Raw genomic sequence first — 22,541 nt, 5'->3', positions numbered from 1 at the left:
CCGTGCCATCGTGGAGACCGCCCCGAATGGTCTGTACCAGTCGTCGAGAGGGAAGCGGCACGATGCGTGGCTCGACCGTCTTACCAGGGACCCCCTGCGCCGCCCCCGGGCGGGCGAACCGCCCGTCCACCGGCTCGAACTGCGCCTGCCCGACGACGTGCCCTTCGCCGCCGGGAGCTTCGACGCCCTCGGCCCCATGTCCCGGGCCGCCTTTCCCCACCGCCACACCTTCTACGAGATCGTCCACGTCACCGCCGGGACCGGCGCCCACATCGTCGACCTGGCCCGCTGGGAGCTGCGCCCGCCCCACCTGGCCGTGATCGTGCCCGGACAGGTGCACCGCTGGGAAGGCGCCCGCGGCCTGGACGGCACCGTCGTCCTCTTCACCGAGGACTTCCTCCTCGACCACCCCGGCGACCGGGAGCTGCTGCGCCGTCTCGGCGAGCGCCCCTGGCTCACCCTCGACGGGCCCACACACGCCCGTACCGCCCGCCTGATGGCCGAACTCGCCGAGGAGTACGGGCACGGCGACCCCGGCTTCGCGACGGTCCTGCGGTCCCTGCTGCGCGTCCTCCTCGTCCGTACGGCGCGACTGCCCGGCCCGGGTCCCGACGCGGGAGCCGCCCCCGGAACCGGGCCACAGGCCGGCCGTACGGGGGCCGTCGCCGAGGAGTTCGCCCGTCTGATCGCCCGGACCGGCGAGGACCACCGGTCCGTGCGCGAGTGCGCCGAGCTGATCGGGGTCACGCCCGGCCACCTCACCGCGGCCGTCCGGGCCGCCACCGGACGGACCCCAGGGGTGCTGCTCCGCGAGGCGCGCACACGCGAGGCCCAACGCCTGCTGCTCGGCACGGACCTGTCGAGCCGTCAGGTCGCCCGCCGGGTCGGCTTCGACGATCCCGCGTACTTCTGCCGCTTCTTCCGCCGCGAGACCGGACGCAGCCCGGGGGACTTCCGAAAACACCACGACGGCCGTGTTCCGTCCCTCGAAGGCGGCGGCGCGCGGGCCTAGGTTCGTAGCGACCCAAGCCCCCCGCACGAGGAGCAGGCATGGACCACGAAACCAGCACCGGGCACGTCACCCGCAAGGCGGTGCTGCGCGCCGCGCTCGCCGCCGGCATGGCGGCGCCCGCGGTGCTCATGGGCGTCCCGGCGCTCGCCCGGACCCTCACCGCCGGCGAGGCGGCGCCCGCGCTCACCCCGGAGTGCGACGACGGCGACGCCCCGACCCCGCCGCAGACCGAGGGCCCCTACTTCAAGCCCAACTCGCCGCTGCGCACCAGCCTGTCGGAGTCCGGCACGGCCGGCGTGCGGCTCACCGTCAGCGGCTACGTCTTCGGGCTCGCCTGCCGGCCGATCGCGGGCGTCCTCCTGGACTTCTGGCAGGCCGACACCAACGGCGCCTACGACAACACCGGCTTCCGCTTCCGCGGACACCAGTTCACCGACGCCCAGGGCGCCTTCAAGCTCACCACCATCGTGCCCGGCCTCTACCCCGGCCGCACCCGGCACATCCACGTCAAGCTCCAGGCCCCCGGCCGCCCGGTGCTGACCACCCAGCTGTACTTCCCGAACGAACCCCGCAACAACACCGACACGATCTTCGACCCGCGGCTGCTGATGACCGTGCGGGACACGGGCGGGGCCCGGGAGGCCGCCTTCGACTTCGTCCTGAACGTGCCGCAGACCCCCGGCCCGACCCCGACGGCCACCGCGACGACCCGGCCGCCCGGCGGCAGCTGGGCCGCCGGGACCTCCTACCGGGCGGGGGACACCGTCACGTACGGCGGCCCGGGCTACGTGTGCCTCCAGGCGCACACGGCCCAGGCCGGCTGGGAGCCGCCGAACGTCCCCGCGCTCTGGCGGCTCCGGTAGCGGGAGGCTCCCGCCCGCGGGCTACGCGGAAGGAACGATCCGGCCCCGGACCTCGCCGAGTCCCACGCGCGTGCCGTCCGGGCCCGGCGCCCAGGCCGTGAGCACGACCTCGTCGCCGTCCTCCAGGAACGTCCGCTTGCCGCCGGCCAGTTCGATCGCGTCCCGGCCGTTCCAGGTGAGTTCGAGCAGTGAGCCGCGCTGGCCCACCTCGGGCCCGGAGACCGTCCCGGAGCCGTACAGGTCACCCGTGCGCAGCGAGGCGCCGTTCACCGTCATGTGGGCGAGCTGCTGGGCCGCCGTCCAGTACATGGTGGAGAACGGCGGCTCGGCCACGGCTTCGCCGTTGATCTCCACCGTGATCCGCACGTCGAAGCCGCCGGGCTCCTCCGCGGCCGCGTCGTCCAGGTACGGCAGCAGCGGGAAGTCGCGGGCCGGCGGGGTGGTCCGGGCGGCGTCGAGCGCCTCCAGGGGCGTCACCCAGGCCGCGACCGAGGTCTGGAACGACTTGCCGAGGAACGGGCCGAGCGGCACGTACTCCCAGGCCTGGATGTCCCGCGCCGACCAGTCGTTCAGCAGGGTCAGACCGAAGACGTGCTCCTGGAAGTCGCCGAGCGCGACCGGCCGGCCGAGCTCCGACGGGGTGCCGACGAGGAAGCCGACCTCCGCCTCGATGTCCAGCTTGACCGACGGACCGAAGACCGGGGCGGCGTCCGTCGGCGCCTTGCGCTGCCCGGAGGGGCGTACGACATCGGTGCCGGAGACCACGACCGTGCCCGCGCGACCGTGGTAACCGATCGGCAGGTGCTTCCAGTTGGGGGTGAGGGCGTCGCCGTCGGGGCGGAAGATCCGGCCCACGTTCGTCGCGTGGTGCTCGCTCGCGTAGAAGTCGACGTAGTCCGCGACCTCGTACGGCAGGTGCAGCGTCACCCCGTCCAGCGGGTGCAGCAGCGGCTCGATGTCCGCCCGGTGCGCGGGCACCGTCACCCAGGCGGTGAGCGCCCGGCGCACATCGCGCCAGGCGGTCCGCCCGGCCGCGAGCAGCGGGTTCAGGCTCGGCTGGGCGAGCAGCGCCGCGTAGGGCGAGCCGAGCGCGTGCGCGGCTGCGCCCGCGTCCAGCACGTACCCGCCGATCCGGACGCCGAGCCGGCGCCGCTCGGGCTCGTCGGCGGTCGTGAAGACGCCGTACGGGAGGTTGTGCGGGCCGAAGGGATCGCCCTCGGCCAGGTCGAGCGGGCTGTGCTCGGACATCTGTGCGTGCCTCGCTTTCCACGTGTGTGGGGGACACGTTACGGGGCGGGCCGCCGGGCGCTGATGACATGGATCACACAGAAAGTGCGGCCTCCGTGGGCAACTGTCCGACTTCGCGCGGTTTGCGCGCCCGGCGAGTGATGCACCCCGCCCCGGACCCCGAAAAGAGGTCTCCCACAGAGGTGTTCCGGACCATACGATCGCGGTGGTATCGCGCCGCGTGAAGTCGCCGCAGGCGCGCGCCCGCTTTTCTTTCACCCCTCCCTGACCAGGAAAAAGGTCCCGCACTGTGAAGATTCGTCGCATCCTCGCGACCGCCGTGGCCGCCGCTGTGACCACCCCGGTCGTGTTCCTCTCCGCCGCGCCGGCGTTCGCCGACACCAAGCCGACGCCCGCCTCGACGGAGAAGCCCGCCTCGGACGAGGACCCGGACGGTGATGACTTCGCCGAGTACGAGAAGCTCCTCGCCGCCGTCGCCGCGGCGGAGGAGAAGCTGGAGGAGCTCAAGGCCAAGCGCAAGGCGGCCGTCCAGGACGTCAGGGACAACAAGGTCGACGAGGCCCTGAAGACCGAGCTGGCCGCGGCCAAGGCCGCCGCAGAGGCCGCGAAGACCGCGAAGGACACCGCCGACGCGGCGCTCGTCACCGCCGAGGAGGCCCTGGCGGCGCTGAAGGAGACCGGCAGCACCGCCACTCCGGAGGAGATCGCGACGGCCGAGCAGGCCGTCACCGCCGCGAAGACCGCCGCCGAGGCCGCCGCCGCCGGCAAGACCGCCGCCGACCGCCGTCTGAAGGACGCGGACACCGCCTTCGACGACGCGCATGTCGAGCTCACGCGGAAGGTGAGCCGCATCGACGCCGAGATCGTCGTGGCCGAGCAGGATCTCACCGACGCCGAGGAAGCCCTGGAGGAGTTCGAGGGCGGCATGATCTGCGAGGAGGAGGAGATCGAGAAGGACCCCTCCCTCAAGGTCGCGCTGGACGGGCCGAAGACGGTCACCGCCGGTACCGGCGCCGTCTTCTCGCTGCGCGTCACCAACGTCTCCGACAAGACCCTGGAGTCGGTCCAGGCCTACGCCGGCGCCCTCCAGCTCCCGGAGGCCGGTGACCTCATCGACGAGGAGACGGACTGGGAGAGCCGCTTCATCCAGGTCGAGTGGTCCTCCGCCGACAACCTGGAGTGGACGGAGTTCTCCGAGAAGGACGACGCCATCGAGATCGGCAAGCTGGTCAAGGGCGGCTCCGCCGACGTGAAGCTGCGCCTCACGGTCGACGAGGACGCCCCTGTCGGCAAGGGCGTGGCCTTCGCGGGCGGCGCGTACGAGACCAACGCCGAAGACGCCTGCGGCATGGCCGAGGACGTCGCGACCGCCTACTTCGACATCCTCGCGGCCAAGGACGACAAGCCGTCCCCGAAGCCCACCTCGGCGACGGAGTCCCCCGAGCCGTCCCCGTCGACGACGACGCCCACCCCGGCGCCGACCGTCACCAGCACGGGCAACACCGGCACCACCCAGCAGGGCGGCTCGTCCCGCACCCCCGTGAACAACGGCACCCTCGCCGCCACCGGTGCGAACGACACCCTGCCGCTGGGCCTCGCCGCCGCGGGTGCCGTCGCCCTCGGCGCCGGCGCGCTGGTCTTCGCCCGCCGCCGCAAGGCCGGCGCGAACGCGTAAGGCAGTGAACGGAAGGCGCCCGTACCCCCGTCGGGGTGCGGGCGCCTTCGCGCGTCCTCAGCCCGCCGTGCGCGGGATCTGCTCCTCCCAGGTGCGGTGGAAGACGACCTCGTCGCCGTCCTTGCACACCACCTCGTTCGAGGTGAAGAAGGAATCCGCGTCGCAGGAGATCTCCGAGCGCGTGTCGACCGTGACGTCCCAGGCCGTCTCGGGCCGGTGCAGCCGGATCGACCACTCCGAGCGGGTCCGCGCGGACAGCGGGTCGCCCTCGTCGATCGTGTACGTCTCCACGGCGTCCTCGGTGAACTCCAGGCCGTCCGGGTAGACGCGCGTGCCGCCGTACTTCGGGTCGACCTCCAGCTTCCATTCGCCCTTCGCCACGTCCCGCACCACGACCCGCTCCGGGCGCGGCTCCTCCAGGGTGCGCGGGTAGGCGACGCCCAGCGGCTCGGACTGCTCCGGCTCCGCCCATTCGACGGCGTCCTCCGTGTGGCGGCGCACCGGCAGGGTGAGGGAGGAGCCCACCGGGTCGAGCGTGAAGCCCTTCGCGTCCGGCTGCGGCCAGATCCACGGCCAGTACGTGGAGGAGACCGCGAGCCGCACCCGGTGGCCGGGCGGGAAGGTGTGCCCGATGCCGTTCAGCTCGAAGTCGACGTTCTCCGCCTCGCCGACCTGCGCCTCCACGGCCCGGTCGCGGCCGTAGCGGGCGGAGAAGTTGAGCGCGCCGCGCGTGACGAGGGTGGAGGACCCGTCGGGGGCGATGTCGCAGAGCCGGGCGACGACCTGGCCGGTGGGTGCGCCGGCGCGCAGGGAGAGGCTCACGGACGGGCGGCCGAGGATCTCGATGGGGCCGCCGTCCTCGGGGACGGGGAAGTCGAAGCAGGCCGAGTGGGCGTCCTCCTCGCGCTGGTCGGGCGGGAGGTCGGCGTCGTTGCCGAAGGGGAAGAACCGGCCGGCGTCGATGCCGGTCTGCTGGGGCGAGTCGACCACGACGGGGGAGCCCTGGAAGGCGTACGCGACGGGGGTGACGTTCGGGGAGGGCCAGGCGGGGTCGGTGACCCAGCGGCCCGGCAGCTCCTCGTAGACGGTGGCCGGCGGGTGCGACTCGCTGATCCAGGAGCGCAGCAGCGGCTCGGCCATCACGTCGTTCTCGACGCCCTTGAGGTGGTGGTCCCACCAGCGCAGGGTCTCCTGGAGGAAGCCGATGGCGGGCCCTGGCGGCAGGCCGCGGTCCGGGTACTGGTGGGACCAGGGGCCGATGATGCCGCGCACCCGGTCCTGGGGGAGGTGCTGGGCGAGCCGCAGGACGGTGTCCCGGTAGGGGTCGTGCCAGCCGCCGACGGCGAGGACGGCGGCCTCGACCGCGGAGTAGTCCTCGCAGACGCTGCCGTGCTTCCAGTAGGCGTCGCGGGTCTGGTGGGCGAGCCAGGTGTGGATGAGCGGGTCCACGGCCTCCAGTCGCTCCAGCCACATCGCGCGCCACTCCTCGCCCGCGTACCGGGGGTCGGGCGGGCGGCAGACGAAGGCGAGCATGGTGGCGGCCCAGGCGTGCATGTCGACGCCGAGGACCGAGCCGCCCATGTAGTGGACGTCGTTGTCGTACCGGTCGTCGGTGGAGCAGACGGTGACGATCGCCTTCAGCGGCTCGGGGGCGAGGGCGGCGATCTGGAGCGCGTTGAAGCCGCCCCAGGAGATGCCGAACATGCCGACGCTGCCCGAGCACCAGGGCTGTTCGGCGAGCCAGTTCACGACGGCCACGCCGTCGGCGAGCTCGACGGCGTCGTACTCGTCGCCGGGGAGGCCCTCACTGTTGCCGTGGCCGCGGACGTCGACCCGTACGGAGGCGTAGCCGTGGCCCGCGTACCAGGGGTGGCGCTGCCAGTCGCGGGGCGCGGTCCAGTCCGTGAGGCGGTACGGCAGGTACTCCAGGAGGGCCGGTACGGGCTCGTCGGTCACGGGGCGCCAGATCCGGGCGTACAGCCGGGTGCCGTCCGGGAGGGGGATGCGGACGTCCTCGTGGCGGGTCTCGTACGGGAAGTCGGTGCGGATCTTCGGCATGAACTCACCTCGGGGGCTGCCTCAGTGGACGGGGTGCATGGTGCGGCGCAGCCAGGGCGCCAGGGCGATCACGGCGAGGCCGACGGCGACGGCCACGGCTCCGTTGACGCCGAAGTACACGGGCTTGGAGACGTCGTCGTAGAGCTTCACGGTCTGGGCCTGGATGCCGTTGGCGAGCGCGAGCGACAGGAACCACAGCGACATCGTCTGGCTGGAGAAGGCCTTCGGGGCGAGCTTGCTCGTGGCGGACATCCCGGAGGTCTCCAGGAGCACGTCGCCGAGGCCGAGAAGCAGGTACGAGCCGACGATCCACCAGGCGGCCATCCGGTACGTGTCGTCGGCGTGCCCGGAGGTCGGCAGGACCATCAGGAGGAAGGAGAGGCCGCCCAGGATCACACCGAAGGCGATCTTGTTGGAGGCGTGCGGCTGCCGGGGTCCCATCCGGGCCCAGGCGGCGGCCACGACGGGGGCGAGGAGGACCTCGAAGGCGCCCAGGGCGGAGGCGTACCAGCTCGCCGGGAAGTCGAAGCCGAGGATGGTCGTGCGGGCGTTGGTGGAGGCCAGCAGCATCATCGTCGAGTACGCCTGGAAGAGGATGAAGTTGAACGCCACCGAGGCCAGGAAGAGCACGATGTACGGCTTCAGCCGGCCGCGCTCCTCGGCCGTGACCCGGGGGCTGGTGAACATCACCCAGAAGTAGACGACGGGCGCGACGACCGAGATCAGGGTCAGCAGGTCCACGAACCGGTCCATGGTGAGCCAGCCGGCGAGGGCGAGCGCCACGGCGACGGCGGCCGTCACGAGCGCGCCGACGACCATCAGCCGGACGGCCCGGCGCAGGGCGTCCGCGGCGAGCGGGAACTCGGCGGCGTGCTTGCGCCCGGCCAGGTGACGGCGGCCCGCCACGTACTGGATCAGGCCGAGGGTCATGCCGAGCGCGGCGGCCGAGAAGCCCCAGTGGTAGCCCTTGTGGTCGGCGAGCCAGCCGGTGATCAGCGGTCCCGCGAAGGCGCCGATGTTGATCGCCATGTAGTAGAGCGCGAAACCGGCGTCGCGGCGGTCGTCGTCGGTGCGGTACAGCTTGCCGACCATGGTCGCGACGTTCGGCTTGAGGAGACCGGTGCCGGCACTGATCAGGCCGAGGCCCGCCCAGGTCATCGCGGCGGTCGGCACGGCCATCGCGTAGTGGCCGCAGGCGATCAGGATCCCGCCCCAGAGGACCGCGTGGTACGAGCCGAGGATGCGGTCCGCGAGCCAGCCGCCGGCCACCGAGACGAGGTAGACGAGCGTGCCGTAGGCGGCGGAGACGGAGGCGGCGGTGCCGGCGGCCATGCCGAGGCCGCCGTCGGAGACGCTCGCGGCGAAGTAGAGGACGAGGATGGCCTGCATGCCGAGGAACGAGAACCGCTCCCAGACCTCCAGGCCCGAGAGGGTCAGCAGACCTCGGGGGTGCCCGAGGAACGCGTGGTCGTCCTCGGGGGGCGGCTGCTCGCCGTTCGGATCCGTATCGATCGCTGTTCGGGACAAAACGCCTACTCCTGGTCGTATGAGCTGATCACGAACATACCGGGGGTGACGGGAAGGCGCCCACGGTGATCGAAAGGTGACCGGATACGCTGGCTTGAGTGAATCGAGCGACACATCGACAATCCGTGTGATCGTCAAACAGTCCATGTGATCGTCAGCAGGCGTCAGCAGACAGGAGACCCCCTCGTGACCGTCGTCGGGCCGTTCGGTCTTAGCGTGCGGGACCAGGCTCTTGAGGCCGATGTCCAGACCGGGTTGGCGGCTGTGGAGGCGGGCCTCCTGGACGCCACCAAGAGCGATGTCCCCTTCATCACGGAGGCCGCGCAGCACCTCGTCCTGGCCGGTGGCAAGCGGTTCCGCCCCCTGCTCGTGATGCTCGCCGCCCAGTTCGGCGACCCCTACGCGCCGGGCGTGGTGCCCTCCGCCGTGGTCGTCGAGCTCACCCACCTGGCCACGCTCTACCACGACGACGTCATGGACGAGGCGGACGTGCGGCGCGGGGTGCCGAGCGCCAACACGCGCTGGGGCAACTCGATCGCCGTCCTGACGGGTGACTTCCTCTTCGCCCGCGCCTCGCACACGCTCGCGGACCTCGGCCCCGAGGCCGTACGGATCCAGTCCGAGGCGTTCGAACGACTCGTCACCGGGCAGATCCTGGAGACCGCGGGACCGACCGACGGCCGCGACCCCGTCGAGCACTACCTCGACGTCCTCGGCGGCAAGACCGGCTCGCTCGTCGCCGTCTCCTGCCGCTTCGGCGCGATGATGTCCGGCGCCGACGAGAGCGTCGTCGACATCCTCACCCAGTACGGGGAGCGGCTCGGCGTCGCCTTCCAGCTCGCCGACGACGTCCTCGACATCGCCTCCGACTCCCACGAGTCCGGCAAGACCCCGGGCATCGACCTCCGCGAGGGCATCCCGACCCTGCCCGTCCTGCACCTGCGGGCCGCGGCGGCCGCCCACGGCCGCCCGGAGGACGTCGAGCTCGTCGCCCTCGTCGACAGCGACCTGACGGACGACGAGCGGCACGCCGAGGTCCTGCGGCGGCTGCGCGTCCACCCGGCCCTGGAGCAGGCCCGGCGGGACACCGTGCGGTACGCGGAGGAGGCGCGGGAGATGCTGGCGCCGCTGCCCGACGGGTACGCGAAGGCGGCGCTCCAGGAGATGTGCGACGCGGTGGTCCACCGCGCCCGCTGACGCCTCTCGGGGGCTTCGCCCGTGGGGCCCCGTACCCCGTGCGGGTGAGGGGATCTCGGGGTCGGGTCATCCCGAAGCAGTACGCGAGGTTGATCCCCGGGGCTGACGCTTCCGTGCCGCCGTTTTGGTCAGATGGAGTCATCGACCACTAGGGCGCACGGAGAAAGCGGAGACCATGGCAGACACCCGTAAGGCGAGCCGGTTCATCGTCCCGGTCGCGGTGGCAGGAGTGGCCGCGGCGACCATCGGGCTCGTCCCGGCACTGGCGGCGGCCGGTGACCCGGACCTGCCGGAGATCACGGCCCAGCAGCTCATCGAGAAGATCGCCGCCTCGGACACCCAGACCCTGTCCGGCACGTTCAGGATCTCCACCGACCTCGGCCTGCCCCTCGACGGACTGGCCGGCCTCGGCGGTCTCGCCGGCGGCGCCGGCGGCTCCTCCACGGCGGACCCCACCGAGAAGCTCACCGAGCTCGTCTCCGGTACGCACACCCTGCGGGTGGCCGCCGACGGCCCCGACCGCCAGAAGCTGACGCTGCTCGACGGCTCCGACGAGTACAGCCTGATCCACAACGGCGACGACGTCTGGGCCTACGACAGCAAGTCGAAGGAGGTCTTCCACGAGAAGGGCGCCTCCGGTGCCCCCGAGGACGCCGACAAGCAGCTCCCGGCCACTCCGAAGGAGATGGCGGACGAGATCCTGAAGGCGGCCGGCGACACCACCTCGATCACCGTCGACGGCACGGCCAAGGTCGCCGGCCGGGACGCGTACCAGCTGCTGATCAAGCCGAAGCAGTCCGGCTCGACGGTCGAGTCCGTCAAGATCGCCGTGGACGCGGCGAGCGGCACCCCGCTCAAGTTCACCCTCGCCTCCGTCGAGGGCGGCAAGCCGGTCGTCGACGCGGGCTTCACGAAGGTCGACTTCGGCAGGCCCGCGGCCTCGACCTTCGACTTCAAGGTCCCCGAGGGCGCGAAGGTGACCGAGGGCGCCGCGGAGAAGGGCGCGAAGGAGGAGAAGCTCCCCGAGGACTTCGAGAAGGACTTCGAGAAGGGCTTCGGCGACCTGGCCGGCCTCGGCGACTTCGGGAAGGACGGCGGCCTGAACGTCATCGGCGAGGGCTGGACGACGATCGCGAAGCTCGACAGCGGCGCCCCGGCCCCCAAGACCGACGAAGCGCCGAAGGAGATCCAGGGTCTCCTGGATTCCTTCGGCGACAAGGTCACCGGGAAGTTCGGCTCGGGCACCGTCTTCAAGACGAAGCTGGTGAACGCGCTGCTCACCGACGACGGCAAGGTCTACGTCGGCGCGGTGACGCAGGACGCGCTGGTGGACGCCGCCAACGCCGGTAAGTAGGAGCCAGGTTGGGACCCCGGGCGGGTCGGGGGCGATGGTCACCGACCCACCCGGGAGCGTGCACTTCGGCTGGTTCTTCCCCCGGCCTTACGGGAAGGTCAGCTTGAAGTTGTTGATGTAACCGGTGTCGACCGAGGCCTTGTCCTGGACGCGCAGCTTCCAGGCGCCGTTGGCGACCTCCGAGGAGGCGTTCACGGTGAAGGTCTGGACGATGTTGTCGGCGCTGCCGCCCGACCGGTTGGACAGGCTGTAGACCGAGCCGTCGGGGGCGACGAGGTCGACCACGAGGTCACCGCGGTAGGTGTGGACGATGTCCACGCCGACGGCGAGGTTGCTCGGGGCGTTGCCGGTGATCCCGGTGACGTTGACCGTCGAGGTCACCGCGGCGCCGTTGTCCGGGACCGAGACGTCGGCGCTGTTCTCGAAGACCGTGCCGGTGGGCGGCGTGGTCGTGGAGCCCGACAGCTTCCAGACCGCGTACGCGGCCGCGTCGCTGTTGCGGTCGAGGGCGGTGTCGTTGATGTTCGACGTCGTGTCGCACGACGAGTGGTAGCAGCGGTCGAAGGCCGTGGCCGTACCGCCCCACTTCGACACCTGGGCGCTGGACTTGACCCGGCTCGCGCCCGTGAAGAGACCGCCGACGGGTATGCCGACGTTCTTGAACGAGGCGTGGTCCGAGCGGCCGTCGCCCTCGGTCTCGATCTCGGTGGGGACACCGAGACCCGCGAAGTACTCCTTGAAGGTCTGCTCGATGACCGGGTCGTCGTCGTAGACGAAGTAGCCCGGGTTCGGCGAGCCGATCATGTCGAAGTTCAAGTAGCCGGAGACCTTGGCGCGTTCGGCCGTGGGCAGCTGGCTGACGTAGTACTTCGAGCCGACGAGACCGAGTTCCTCCGCGCCCCACCAGCCGAAGCGCAGGTGCTTGGAGGGCTGGTAGCCGGAGCGGGCGACCGCGAGGGCCGTCTCCAGGACGGCGGCGGAGCCGGAGCCGTTGTCGTTGATGCCGGCGCCGGAGGAGACCGAGTCGAGGTGCGCGCCGGCCATCACGACCTGGTTCGGGTCGCCGCCCGGCCAGTCGGCGATGAGGTTGTAGCCGGTGGCGCCGCTGGTCGTGAACTGCTGGACGGTCGTGGTGTATCCGGCGGCGTCGAGCTTGGCCTTCACGAAGTCGATGGACGCCTTGTAGCCGGTACGGCCGTGGGCGCGGTTGCCGCCGTTGGCGGTGGCGATCGACTGGAGGTCCGTCAAGTGCTGCTTGACGTTGGCCAGCGGGATGTCGGGCGCGGCGGCTGCCGCGCGCGCGTCGGCGCCGGCGGTGCCGGTGAGACCGGCGAGTGCGAGGGCCGCGAGTGCGGCGACCGCGGTGACGCGTCTGGGCACGGAGATGTTCATGTGGGGGCTCCGGATTCCGAACGGGGATGGGACGGAACGTGCGAGACGCCTCGGGCTTGGGTGCCACGAGGCGCTGGAGCTGTGCGTGTTTCGTGCGTGTGCGGTGTTCGTGTGTTCAACTGCTCTTGCTGCTGCTGAATGTTCAGTCTGATGTCGAGTTCACGTCAAGAGCGTATTCAGGACAAGGCCGTTCGTTCAGCGGACAGTCGGCGGATGAGCTGTCGAGTCGGCGGGTCGAGCGTGACCGTCTTAGCGGTGGGCCCGGGCGCCTCCGCGAAAACCTGTTGGAGGACCACGGCGACCACTGCTACTTTCCCCGAGGCCGTGCGAGAGAACGAGGAGGTGGTACCCGTGAACGCAGTATCGACATGGGTGCTCCCCTCCGGGGTCACGGTCGGGCGATAGGTCGTCCGGGAGCGCCGTTCACGAGCACTCCCGAAAGGCACGACCATGCGATTCACTTCTGAGCAGCGCCTCGACGACGGCGTCCTCGAACGCGAGTTCACCCTCGGGGAGATCCCCGGCATCCTGTGGACGCCCGCATCCGCGCCCGCATCCGCACCGGCGCCGCTGATCCTGATCAGCCCCCCGCCCCTCGGCCTGCGCAGGATGTACCCCCGACTGGCGGGGCGGGCCCGGTACTACGCGGCGAAGTACGGCTTCGCCGCAGCCACCGTCGAGCTCCCCGGGAGCGGTGACCGGCCCCGATGGGCCGCCGCCGAGCAGGCCCGCGCCGACCTGCGGCAGGCCATGGAGGCCGGCGAACCGGTCGGCGACGAGATCATCGACGCCCTCGTCCTCCCGCTCGTCGAAAAGGCGGTCCCGGAATGGCAGGCCGCCCTGGACGCCCTCCTGTCGCTGCCCGAGATCGCCGGCCCGGTCGGATACGAGGGGGGAGTGATCTCCATCGGCGTCCGGCTGGCGGTGGTCGAGCCGCGCATCTCGGCCGCCGGCTTCTTCGCCGGGAGTTTCGTGCCTCGCTCCATGTTCGAGGAGGCCCGCCGGGTCACCATTCCGCTGCAGGTCCTGCTGCAATGGGACGACGAAGGGAACGACAGGCAGGCGGCCCTGGACCTGTTCGACGCCTTCGGCTCCAAGGAGAAGACGCTGCACGCCAACATGGGCGGGCACACCGGCGTCCCGCTGTTCGAGCTCGACGCCGGGGCCCGGTTCTTCGCCCGGCACCTGAAGTGAGGCCAGGCCACCGTCATCGAGGACGGGCCCCGGCCATCCTCGATGCCGGTGGCCGACAGATGCGCAACCGCCCCGATCGCGGCAGTACCGCCCGGTAGAGCGGTGATGCGGTGGTCATGGCGCCGGCTCCTCGTCCGTGACCTCGGGCCCGAGTCATCAGCCTCGTGCTAGGCGGCCTCTCTGGCCGTGGCCCGGCAATCGCCGCACCGTCCCGGGGCGGCGGAGCGGAAGGCACGGTCGCAGTCGTCGCAGTTCTGGAGGGGGTCCGGGGGAGTGGGTGCCGGCGGCACGGTGGGGAGCGGGGGCGGCAGGAGAGCTAACAGGCGGTGGGTGATCAGCCCGGCCGGGCTGATCAGGCCGCCGGGGAGGTCCGCGCAGAGCGTCCGCCGTACGGCGTCGGGGTGCGCCCCGCGCTCCAGCCAGGCCCTGACCCCGGGCGCGAGCCGCCGCACATCCCGCTCGGAGAGCAGCAGCCGGGGCTCGTACGCGCGGAGGCCGGCGAGGAGATCGACGGCGGGGCGGTCGGGCTCGGCGAGCGGGGCCGGGGCTGCTTCGCGTACGGTCCCCTCGCGTGCGGGCTTCCCCGGCGGAGCCGTGGGCGCGTCCTGTGGCGGGGGTGGGGGCGGGGGTGGGGGTGTCGGCGTCACGGGGGAGGCGTCGGGGTCAGCCCCCGGCCGGTTGTACGAGACCGTACGCGGCACGAACCGCCCGTCGGGGAGCCGTTCGCGGGTCCGCGTGAGGTACCCGTACCGCTCCAGCTCCCGCATCGCGGAGGCGATCTTCAGCTCGCTCTCGGGGAAGCGGGCGGCGAGGGCTTTGACGTTGACGGGCGTCCCGGCGGGCAGCGACTGGAGGTGGACGGAGAGTCCGATCGCCACCAGCGAGAGCTCGCGGTGCTGGGCGAGGTGGTTGCCGACAACCACGTATCGCGTGGTGTGGCGGACGTTGCGGTGAATGAGCCCGGAGGCGCGCGGTCGCGCGCTAGGCTGCCTTGAAGCCATCGGGAAGTTGTGACCTTCCTCGGTGGTCAGGCCCTCGATCGGGATTGCGAGTCCCGGCCGGGGGCCGACGCATGTCTGGGGTTGTGAGCGAGAGCATATGCCAGGCAACCGGCCTCAAATCCAGCCCAGTTGGCGCAAGTCACCCGAGTGAGTGACAGGCGTTCCGGGGGAGGTTGGTGGGGGAGGGTGGGGTATTTCCCTGTTCTTTTTCCTTTGTCGCGCGGGCAGCCGCGTCGCGGACGTCCGCGACGCGGCTGTTCAGGAAAGCCCCAGCTCAGCCCAGACGGTCTTCTGCGGAACGGGCCCGCGCCGCACACCCCAGCGGAGTGAAAGCGCCGCCACGATCACCAGCCCCCGCCCGCTCTCTCCGGCGCGGGAGTGACAGCCGACGAGCGGCGCCCGGTCACCCCGCGTGTCGGTGACCTCGACGCGGAGCGTCTGGAGGGATGCGGTGATCCCCAGTCGGAAGTTCCGCCCCGGGATGTGGCCGTGCGTCACGGCGTTGTTGGCGAGCTCGGCCACGATCTGCGCCACCGGCTCGGAGGCGGCTTCCAACCCCCAGGAACGCAGCTGCTCCACGGCGAGAAGCCGGGCGAGCCGGGCGCCTCGGCGGGTGGAGGAGAGCTGGAGAGCGAAGTGGCGTGTAGACGCCATGAGTTGGCTTGAATCCTGGTTCATGTGACCCAGCGTGGCGGGCGCTGCTTACGCTGCCCATCGAACACGCCCTTACGTACGGTTACTGTCCTGTGGCTGTCCCGCCTTGTCTCGACTGTCTCGGACCGCACCCCGGGTAGAGGGCCGCCACGAGGAGGTGGGCACGCATGAGCGTGGACGAGGTGAACGGTGCGGCAGTCGAGGACACGGGGTGGGAGGTCGATCCCGGCGACGAGTCGGGCGCGGCGGTCGTCGCCACGGTCGGCCGTCAGATCCGGCTGTGGAGAGAGACGAAAGGCCTGCGGCCGGCCGAGTTCGGGGAGCTGATCGGCTACAGCGAGGACCTGATCCGGAAAGTGGAGCGGGGGGACCGGATTCCACGACCGGAGTTCCTGGACAAGGCGGACGGGGCGCTGGGGGCGGGTGGGCTGATCGTCGGGATGCGGACGGACCTCATGGAGGTCCGCTACCCGAAGAAGGTGAGGGACCTGGCGAAGCTGGAGGCGCGGGCGGTCGAGTTCTGTCTGTACGCGAACTCCAACGTGCATGGCTTGTTGCAGACCGAGGAGTTCTCCCGAGCCCTGCTGCAGACGTGGCGCCCGGCGTACGCCCCGGATGAGCTGGAGCGGTTCGTGACGGCACGAGTAGCGCGCCGCTCGGTCCTGGAGAAGAGTCCGGCTCCTGAGTTCAGCTTCGTCCAGGAAGAGGCGTCGCTGCGACGGCCCATCGGGGGAAGAATGGTGATTCGTCGTCAGCTGGAGCACCTGCTGGAGGTGAGCGAGTTGCCCCATGTCGAGATTCAAGTGATGCCGACCGAGCACGCGGACCACCCCGGCACGGGAGGGCGGATCGCACTCCTGAAGTTCGCGGACGGGACGGCAGTTGGGCGCATGGACGGCGACTTCGGAGGCCGTCCTGTCTCCGACCTCAAGCGTCTCCGGCTGTTGGACCTGCGCTATGGCATCATCCGGTCCAAGGCCCTCACTCCGGCGGAGTCGCGGGACTTCATCGAGCAACTGCTGGGAGAGACATGATCGGCAACCGTGAGCTGAACTGGTTCAAGAGCAGCTACAGCGACAGCAGCAACGGCAACGACTGCGTCGAGGTCGCCACCACCCCCGGCACCGTCCACGTCCGTGACTCCAAGGACACCGAGGGTCCCCGTCTCGCCTTCGGCCCGGCTGCCTGGGCAGGGTTCGTGAGCCACGCGTCCGAGTAGCGCCGACGTTCGGGTGTGGAGGCTCCAGGGGCGGGCCGGCTTCGTTGGCTTCTGGTGGGGCCGCCCTCTTTCCGAGTGTGGCGGGCTCCATCACCGCGTCAAGGGCGCTCCCGATGGTCGCGTCGGCAAGCCGATGGCCTACGGCCACCCTTGACCCGGCGGCGGAGCCCGCCTTTTCACACTCGGAGGGCGGCCGGGGGCCGGGGCCCACGCACTCTGCCCGGGCATCGGTGCCGGTCGCGAGGCGGGTGGCAGCCCGGTGGGTGGGGGCTGGGTTCGCAGCCGAGGCCGGTGGTCGAAGACCGGCCGGTGGGGTCGCGCGGCAGTTGAATGGGGCGGCCTGACGGCGCTTAGCGGATGACGGCCGTCGTTCGGTCTGACTTCAGGCCCCACTGGTCACTCCCAGTGGGTGGTGTCGAAGCAAAGGTGCAGATACTCCGGGTAGCAGGTGGCGACAGAACGTCTATAGCGGGCATTTCGGTCTAATGGATGGTGCGATTGCGGGGTTTGTTCGCCCGATGGCCCCCAGTGGTCTCCCGACGGCCTCTTGGGCCCTCGCCGGGTGGTCGGTGATGCAAACTGCGCGCTACTCGCAGTAACTTTCCCCTGGAAAAGGGTCGACCCGGATATTTCGCCCACTCGGGCGGTCGGAGTGCGCAGTTCGTTCGGCCGAGGGCCCCTTCCACCCGCCGGGAGTGATCAGCGGGGCCTGAGTCCCGGCCATCCGGCGACCGCAACCCGCTCGGCTCGGCCCGGCTGCCCCATTCAACGACCGCGCGACCCCGTCGACGGGACTTCGCCCACCGGCCCCGGCTGCGAACCCAGCCCCACCCCACCGGGCTGCCACCCGCGCACGCGACCGGCACCGATGCCCGGGCAGGGTGCGTGGACCCCGGCCCCCGGACCGCCCTCCGAGAGTTGTTGCGCAGCTTCCGGTGTCGGGTCAAGGGTGGCCGTAGGCCATCGGCTTGCAAACCCGACCATCGGGAGCGCCCTTGACGCGGCGCCGGAAGCTGCGACTCTCGGAAAGAGGGCGGTCCCACCAGAAGCCCGGAAGAACCGTCCACCCCCAGCACCTCAAGGCCCCCGCCCCGAGCGCCCCGTCCGAATTCCGCCAGCGGGTGGGGGAGGGGCGCGTGAGGCTGGCCGCATGAGCCTTTACACCGCACGTGCCATTCCGTCCTCCGCCCTCGCCGAGCTGCGCGTCACCGACGACGCGGGGCGCCCGTGCGTCCCGTACACCGCGACCGAGGGCGGTCCGCTCCGCTGCTGCCTGCGGCCCGCCGTCGCGGGGGAGCGGATCGCGCTCGTGTCGTACGCGCCGCTGCGGCGCTGGGCCGCCGGGACCGGGGCCGAGCCGGGGGCGTACGACGAGCAGGGCCCCGTCTTCGTGCACGCCGAGGAGTGCGAGGGCCCCGGGCCCTCGGAGGCGTACCCCTTCGAGCGGGCCGGGGCGCTGCGGACCGTCCGGCGGTACGACGCGGAGGGCCGGATCGCCGGCGGGCGGCTCCTGGAACTGCCGGAGGCCCCCGGCGAAGGCTTCGACCGGGCCTTCGCGGAGGCCTTCGCCGACCCTGCGGTCGTGCTGGTGCACGTCAGGGCGGTGGAGTACGGCTGCTTCCAGTTCGAGGTGCGCAGGCCCTGACCGGCCGGCGGCCCGCCTCCCCCGCGCCGCCTACTGCACGCAGAACTCGTTGCCCTCCGGGTCGGCCATCACCGTCCAGGCCCCGGACGGCTCGTCCACCCGCCGCAGCACCTTCGCGCCCAGTGCCTCCAGGCGGATGACCTCCGCCTCGCGGGTGCCCGGGTCCGGGTGGAGGTCGAGGTGGAGCCGGTTCTTCGTGGTCTTGGTCTCGGGAACGCGCTGGATGAGGAGGCGCCGGCCGAGACCGCCGCCCGTCGCCGGGTCGTGGGGGTCGTCCGGGTGGCGGACGGCCGCGAGGTCGCGCCAGCCGAGGCGTTCCCGGTCCGTGCCCTCGTGGACGGTCACGGTCGTCTCGGGCGGGGCGGCCCCGGCGTCGAGGAGGCGCCGGATGAGCGCGTCGTGGTCCTCCTCCACGTAGCCGAGGGCGGCGGACCAGAAGACGGCCTGCGCGTGCGGGTCGGCGGCGTCGAGGACAAGCTTCCAATGGATGGGCTTCATGTAACCAGTTATATTGGTTACATGAAGCAGGCCGCCACCGGAATGACCCTCCGGCGCCGCGACGGGCAGCGATTCCACTTCGACGCCGGAGCCCTCTGCCTGGAGCTGCTGCTCACCGGCGGACCGGGTCCCGTCGCCGCGCAGTACGAGGTCCTCGACCGGGTCGACGGGCTGCTCGACTGGGTGCGGGACTGCCGCCTGGCCCCCGGGCTCGACGTGACCGTCACGGACGACGAGCTGGCGGCCGTACGGGACGTGCGGGACGCGCTCTGGGGCCTCGCCCTCGCGCGGGCCCACGGCGCCGCCCCCGACCCCGGGGAGCTGGCGCTCGTCAACGCCGCCGCCGCCGAGCCGCCGCTCGTCGCCCTGATCGCCGCCGACGGCACGCGCGCGTGGGCGCCCGGAGCCACCGGGACCCGCCTCCTCGCGACGGTCGCCCGGGACGCGGTCGAGCTCCTCACCGGGCCGCACGCCGATCGGGTCCGCGTCTGCGGCGCCGACGACTGCGCCCTCGTCTTCGCCGACACCTCACGCCCCGGGCGCCGCCGTTGGTGCTCGATGGACCGGTGCGGCAACCGCCACAAGGTACGGGCACACCGGGCCCGTACGCCGTCGGAAGGAGAAACATGATGCCCGTGGGACTGACGCAGGACGCCGGCTGGGAGATCGGCGTCTCGAAGACCCTGCCCCTGCCCGTCGCGGTCGTCTGGGACTTCCTCATGAGCCCCGAGGGGCTGAGCCTCTGGCTCGGACCCGGCGCCGCGCTCCCCGCCGAGGGCGACGCCGCCCTCCGCAGCCTCCGGCCGCGCGACCGCGTCCGCCTGTCGTACGGCGAGACCGTCCTCCAGGTCGCGGTCTCTCCGGCGGGCGACGGGCGGACCGTCCTCCGTTTCCATCAGGAGCACATGGAGAGCGCCGAGGAGCGCGAACGTCAACGCGCCCACTGGAAAGGCGTGATGGCCACGATCGTGCGGAGGGTGGGGGAGTGAGCGAGGACGAGGTGAGGGTGAGGTGAGGGTGCGGATGAGGCGAGGACGTCGCCATGGCTCGTGACCTCTCCACGGAGCCCGTCCTCCCCGCCGGCGTCATCGCCGGCTCCCCGCAGCCCGAACTCCCCGCCGACGGCGGCCTGGTGCTCCGCCCGTGGGTCGACGCCGACGTCCCGGTCTTCCTCGTCGCCTGCCAGGACCCCGCGATCCGGCAATGGCACACGCGCCGGCCGGCGTCCGAGGGCACGGTCCGCGCCTGGTTCGACGGATACCGCAGGGGCTGGGAGCGTGAGCGGGGCGGGCACTGGGCGATCTGCGGCGGCGGCAGCGGCGACGGCGAGGTCCTCGGCCGGATCGCGCTGCGAGGCATGGACTTCGACGACGGCCTCGCCGACTGTGCGTACTGGGTGCTCCCGACCGCCCGCGGCGCGCGGGTCGCCTCCCGCGCCCTGGCGGCGCTCAGCGCGTGGGCCATGGGCGAGATCGGGTTCCAGCGGCTTGAGCTGGACCACTCGACCCGCGACGAGGCCTCGTGCAGGGTGGCCCTGGCCTCGGGTTACGTACTGGAGGGCACCAAGCGGAGTGCGGCCCTTCATGACGACGGACGGCACGACATGCACCTGCACGCGCGGGTACGGGACGACGCGGGACGGTCCGGGACCCCGTCGGCGGCCTCGGCGTCGTAGGGTCGGGCCGCCGGGTCGTTGGTTTTCGGACACAGAGGAGAGCGCACGTCATGAGGATTGCCGTACTGGGAACGGGCGAGGTCGGTCGCCGGCTCGCCGGCAAGCTCGTCTCGCTCGGGCACGAGGTCACCCTCGGCTCCCGCACCGCGTCCAACGCCGAGGCCGTGAAGTGGGCCGCAGAGCACGGCGGCGGGCACGGCACCTTCGCCGACGCGGCGGGCCCCGCCGAGCTGGTGGTGAACGCGACGGGCGGGCTCGTCTCCCTCGCCGTCCTGGAGGCCGCGGGAGCGGAGAACCTCCGCGGCAAGGTCCTCGTCGACGTGTCCAATGCCCTCGACTTCTCGGAGGGCTTCCCGCCCAAGGTCGGCATGCCCGACGGCGGCAGCGTCGCCGAGCAGCTCCAGAAGGCCTTCCCGGAGACCCGCGTCGTCAAGACGCTCAACACCATGAACAACACGGTGATGGTCGAGCCGAGCCGGGTACCGGGCCCCCACGACGTCTTCCTCAGCGGCGACGACGAGGACGCGAAGGCCGTGGTCGCGGAGCTGCTCCGCTCCTTCGGCTGGCCCGCCGACCGGATCCGGGACCTCGGCGACCTGACGAGCGCCAGGGCCGCCGAGCAGCTCGTGCAGCTGTGGCTGCGCCTCTACGGGACGCTCGGCACCGGCGACTTCAACTTCTCGGTCTCGGTGGCGGGTTCCTGAACCAGGAGGTGGTCCAGCAGCCCCTCGGGCGTCGGATACGGCTCCTCCCGGGGCAGCAGCCGGCCGGCGGCGGTCAGGTCGCCCGCGCGGACCAGCGCGTGGACGTCGTGGGCGAGCGGGGTCACGTCGGTGACGGAGACCGTCCATTCGTCCGCGTACCGGCGGGAGGCCTCGCCCGACAGGCCGAGCTGGAGCGAGCGGTACGGGAGCGGCCGCAGGTGCGGGTCGCGCTCCGGGTCCCACTGGACGCGGGCCGGGGCCTGCTTCAACTGCCGCTGCCAGGAGCCCTGGTCGGGGTGGAAGCCGCGTACGTAGTGCGAGAGGCAGGCGTTCCGCAGGGCCCACTCGAAGCCCTCGCGGGTGATCTCCACGGCGAGGACCGTCTCCTGGCCCTCCTTCGTGCCCCAGCCGCAGCGGTACATCATCCAGAGGAACGACGGCTTGATCCACGTCATCCGGTCACGCTTCCAGGTGGCCGGGAATCGACCGTCGCGGGCGGCCGGGAGGCCGATCTCCGGCCGGTAGGCCTGGTAGACGGTGACGGTGTCCGCGGTGTGGAGCGCCCGGATCCGGTATTTCGGTTCTTCCATGGACCTCAGGGTGGGTGACGCCCCGGGGGCCGGGCCACCGGATTTCCCGGGGTGTCCCCTGCCCCCGGCCGGGGTGTCCCCCCTGCTCCCGGCCGGCCCTCGGACGAGGGCCGACTCCGTCAGACGAGGGCCGACTCCTTCGCGTCGTACTCCTCGCGCGCCGCCGCGATCTCGTTCTGGTGCTGCTCGGTCCAGGTCACGAGGGAGCGGATCGTCGTGTGCAGGGTGCCGCCCAGGGGCGTGAGCTCGTACTCGACGCGGGGCGGCACCACGGGGTGGACGGTGCGCTTCACCAGGCCGTCGCGCTCCAGCTGGCGCAGGGTCACGGTCAGCATGCGCTGGCTGACGCCGTCGATCTCGCGCTTGAGCTCGGTGAAGCGCAGGACGCGGCGGTCGAGGAGGGCGATGACGAGGAGGGACCACTTGTCGGCGACGCGGTCGAGGATCTGGCGGACCTCGCAGTCCTCGCGGGTGTCCCACTGGAAGGGATCGGGGTCCCCGTCGCTCCCGTAGCTCGCCGCGCAGTGGCTCGGTGCCTTGATGGCGCTGTCATCCATGCCGCCGATCCTGACGCAGGGCCCGGTCGGTTACAAGAGGGAACCGACCCCATGGGCGGTAACCGGCCACCTCGGACCCCCGCCGGCTGCGACCAAGGTCACGTCCTGGACCTCCCGGTCCGCACCTAATGTGGAGTGATGAGCGATTCGCCCCGCTGTCCGTTGACCGACCTCGCCGTCGCGTACCTGCCGCGGCTCGCGGATGTCACCGCCGAGCCGGGCCTCGCGGCCGCCGTCGACCAGCACGCCGCCGCGGTGTGCGACACGCTCGTCCCGGCCCAGCGGGGGCCGGAGGGCCGGACCGTAGGGCGGGAGGAGCTCTCCGACTACGTGCGCGGCTTCACCCACGGGCTCTCCGAGGCCGAGTGGGCCGAGCCCGCGGGCCACGACTTCGTGACCCTGCGGCTGACGGCGGTCTGCTGGCTGATTCGGGAGCACGACCTGCTGGACGCGTGAGGGCCGGCGCCCCGGGCCGCCC

23 protein-coding genes are annotated in these 22,541 nt (G+C 71.8%); 14 read left to right on the top strand and 9 right to left on the bottom strand.

Annotated features, from left to right (window positions below; genetic code table 11):
• Nucleotides 1-10: 10 nt before the first annotated feature.
• Entirely contained in the window at nt 11-1,012 is a 1,002-nt protein-coding gene (locus tag DEJ46_RS16435) for an AraC family transcriptional regulator (RefSeq protein ID WP_411757756.1), read from the top strand.
• 38 nt (nt 1,013-1,050) lie between these two features.
• Nucleotides 1,051-1,875 carry a carbohydrate-binding protein gene (locus DEJ46_RS16430; RefSeq protein WP_150267229.1) on the top strand — a complete coding sequence of 275 codons (825 nt, stop codon included), beginning with the start codon at nt 1,051-1,053 and terminating at the stop codon, nt 1,873-1,875.
• Between the two features lie 21 nt (nt 1,876-1,896).
• Here the strand turns inward: DEJ46_RS16430 and fahA are convergent, their stop codons facing one another.
• Nucleotides 1,897-3,123 (bottom strand): fumarylacetoacetase, encoded by a 1,227-nt coding sequence (gene fahA, locus DEJ46_RS16425; protein WP_150267227.1) that lies wholly within the window; start codon nt 3,121-3,123, stop codon nt 1,897-1,899.
• A gap of 289 nt (nt 3,124-3,412) precedes the next feature.
• Between fahA and DEJ46_RS16420 the strand changes: the two genes are divergently transcribed.
• Nucleotides 3,413-4,798: an LPXTG cell wall anchor domain-containing protein gene (locus DEJ46_RS16420; protein ID WP_150267225.1), complete on the top strand. Its 1,386-nt coding sequence runs from the start codon at nt 3,413-3,415 to the stop codon at nt 4,796-4,798.
• 57 nt (nt 4,799-4,855) lie between these two features.
• On the opposite strand, the gene DEJ46_RS16415 is transcribed toward DEJ46_RS16420, so the two are convergent.
• Nucleotides 4,856-6,856: a CocE/NonD family hydrolase gene (locus DEJ46_RS16415; protein WP_150267222.1), complete on the bottom strand. Its 2,001-nt coding sequence runs from the start codon at nt 6,854-6,856 to the stop codon at nt 4,856-4,858.
• A gap of 21 nt (nt 6,857-6,877) precedes the next feature.
• Nucleotides 6,878-8,383, bottom strand: a complete 1,506-nt coding sequence (locus DEJ46_RS16410) for a peptide MFS transporter (protein ID WP_150267220.1) — start codon at nt 8,381-8,383, stop codon at nt 6,878-6,880.
• 186 nt (nt 8,384-8,569) lie between these two features.
• Between DEJ46_RS16410 and DEJ46_RS16405 the strand changes: the two genes are divergently transcribed.
• Nucleotides 8,570-9,580 (top strand): polyprenyl synthetase family protein, encoded by a 1,011-nt coding sequence (locus DEJ46_RS16405; RefSeq protein ID WP_150267218.1) that lies wholly within the window; start codon nt 8,570-8,572, stop codon nt 9,578-9,580.
• 175 nt (nt 9,581-9,755) lie between these two features.
• Complete coding sequence (locus tag DEJ46_RS16400; RefSeq protein WP_150267216.1) at nt 9,756-10,934, top strand: LolA family protein; 1,179 nt, start codon at nt 9,756-9,758, stop codon at nt 10,932-10,934.
• A gap of 87 nt (nt 10,935-11,021) precedes the next feature.
• Here DEJ46_RS16400 and DEJ46_RS16395 read toward each other — a convergent pair whose 3' ends face one another.
• Complete coding sequence (locus DEJ46_RS16395) at nt 11,022-12,326, bottom strand: M28 family metallopeptidase (protein WP_150267214.1); 1,305 nt, start codon at nt 12,324-12,326, stop codon at nt 11,022-11,024.
• A gap of 450 nt (nt 12,327-12,776) precedes the next feature.
• On the opposite strand from DEJ46_RS16395, the gene DEJ46_RS16385 reads away from it, so the two are divergent.
• Nucleotides 12,777-13,520, top strand: a complete 744-nt coding sequence (locus DEJ46_RS16385; RefSeq protein ID WP_150267212.1) for an alpha/beta hydrolase — start codon at nt 12,777-12,779, stop codon at nt 13,518-13,520.
• A 167-nt stretch (nt 13,521-13,687) separates the two neighbouring features.
• Here the strand turns inward: DEJ46_RS16385 and DEJ46_RS16380 are convergent, their stop codons facing one another.
• Together DEJ46_RS16380 and DEJ46_RS16375 are read right to left on the bottom strand one after the other, a co-directional pair.
• The gene (locus DEJ46_RS16380) at nt 13,688-14,521 is read right to left on the bottom strand and encodes a helix-turn-helix domain-containing protein (protein WP_150267211.1); all 834 of its coding nucleotides are present in this window, start codon (nt 14,519-14,521) and stop codon (nt 13,688-13,690) included.
• Between the two features lie 258 nt (nt 14,522-14,779).
• Entirely contained in the window at nt 14,780-15,175 is a 396-nt protein-coding gene (locus DEJ46_RS16375; RefSeq protein WP_317852180.1) for an ATP-binding protein, read from the bottom strand.
• A 167-nt stretch (nt 15,176-15,342) separates the two neighbouring features.
• On the opposite strand from DEJ46_RS16375, the gene DEJ46_RS16370 reads away from it, so the two are divergent.
• The 3 genes from DEJ46_RS16370 to DEJ46_RS16360 all read left to right on the top strand — a co-directional run bounded on the left by DEJ46_RS16370 (nt 15,343) and on the right by DEJ46_RS16360 (nt 18,039).
• A complete protein-coding gene (locus DEJ46_RS16370) occupies nt 15,343-16,209 on the top strand; it encodes a helix-turn-helix transcriptional regulator (protein ID WP_150267209.1) in 867 nt (288 codons plus the stop codon).
• The gene (locus tag DEJ46_RS16365; RefSeq protein WP_150267208.1) at nt 16,206-16,394 is read left to right on the top strand and encodes a DUF397 domain-containing protein; all 189 of its coding nucleotides are present in this window, start codon (nt 16,206-16,208) and stop codon (nt 16,392-16,394) included. Before DEJ46_RS16370 ends, DEJ46_RS16365 begins: the two co-directional genes overlap by 4 nt.
• Nucleotides 16,395-17,544: 1,150 nt before the next feature.
• Nucleotides 17,545-18,039 (top strand): DUF1203 domain-containing protein, encoded by a 495-nt coding sequence (locus DEJ46_RS16360; protein WP_150267207.1) that lies wholly within the window; start codon nt 17,545-17,547, stop codon nt 18,037-18,039.
• A 30-nt stretch (nt 18,040-18,069) separates the two neighbouring features.
• Here DEJ46_RS16360 and DEJ46_RS16355 read toward each other — a convergent pair whose 3' ends face one another.
• On the bottom strand, nt 18,070-18,537 hold the full coding sequence (locus DEJ46_RS16355; RefSeq protein ID WP_190622684.1) for a VOC family protein: 468 nt from the start codon (nt 18,535-18,537) through the stop codon (nt 18,070-18,072).
• 21 nt (nt 18,538-18,558) lie between these two features.
• On the opposite strand from DEJ46_RS16355, the gene DEJ46_RS16350 reads away from it, so the two are divergent.
• From DEJ46_RS16350 to DEJ46_RS16335, 4 genes are read left to right on the top strand one after another with little or no spacing between them, the layout of a single operon-like run.
• A complete protein-coding gene (locus DEJ46_RS16350; RefSeq protein ID WP_190622682.1) occupies nt 18,559-19,167 on the top strand; it encodes a CGNR zinc finger domain-containing protein in 609 nt (202 codons plus the stop codon).
• Entirely contained in the window at nt 19,167-19,526 is a 360-nt protein-coding gene (locus tag DEJ46_RS16345) for an SRPBCC domain-containing protein (RefSeq protein ID WP_150274478.1), read from the top strand. The genes DEJ46_RS16350 and DEJ46_RS16345 overlap by 1 nt, the downstream gene beginning before the upstream one ends.
• Nucleotides 19,527-19,579: 53 nt before the next feature.
• Entirely contained in the window at nt 19,580-20,212 is a 633-nt protein-coding gene (locus DEJ46_RS16340; RefSeq protein WP_150267205.1) for a GNAT family N-acetyltransferase, read from the top strand.
• A 50-nt stretch (nt 20,213-20,262) separates the two neighbouring features.
• Nucleotides 20,263-20,916, top strand: a complete 654-nt coding sequence (locus tag DEJ46_RS16335) for an NADPH-dependent F420 reductase (protein ID WP_150267203.1) — start codon at nt 20,263-20,265, stop codon at nt 20,914-20,916.
• On the opposite strand, the gene DEJ46_RS16330 is transcribed toward DEJ46_RS16335, so the two are convergent.
• Nucleotides 20,859-21,506, bottom strand: coding sequence for a DUF4291 domain-containing protein (locus DEJ46_RS16330; protein WP_150267201.1), 648 nt, complete (start codon nt 21,504-21,506; stop codon nt 20,859-20,861). The genes DEJ46_RS16335 and DEJ46_RS16330 overlap by 58 nt on opposite strands.
• 119 nt (nt 21,507-21,625) lie before the next feature.
• The gene (locus tag DEJ46_RS16325) at nt 21,626-22,063 is read right to left on the bottom strand and encodes a winged helix-turn-helix transcriptional regulator (protein WP_150267198.1); all 438 of its coding nucleotides are present in this window, start codon (nt 22,061-22,063) and stop codon (nt 21,626-21,628) included.
• A gap of 138 nt (nt 22,064-22,201) precedes the next feature.
• Here DEJ46_RS16325 and DEJ46_RS16320 point away from each other — a divergent pair, with 138 nt between their 5' ends.
• Nucleotides 22,202-22,519, top strand: a complete 318-nt coding sequence (locus tag DEJ46_RS16320; protein WP_150267196.1) for a DUF6401 family natural product biosynthesis protein — start codon at nt 22,202-22,204, stop codon at nt 22,517-22,519.
• Nucleotides 22,520-22,541: the final 22 nt, after the last annotated feature.

It is taken from the genome of Streptomyces venezuelae (genome assembly GCF_008642375.1).
GTDB classification, from domain to species: domain Bacteria; phylum Actinomycetota; class Actinomycetes; order Streptomycetales; family Streptomycetaceae; genus Streptomyces; species Streptomyces venezuelae_G.
This window is presented reverse-complemented; position numbering and strand designations above follow the sequence as displayed.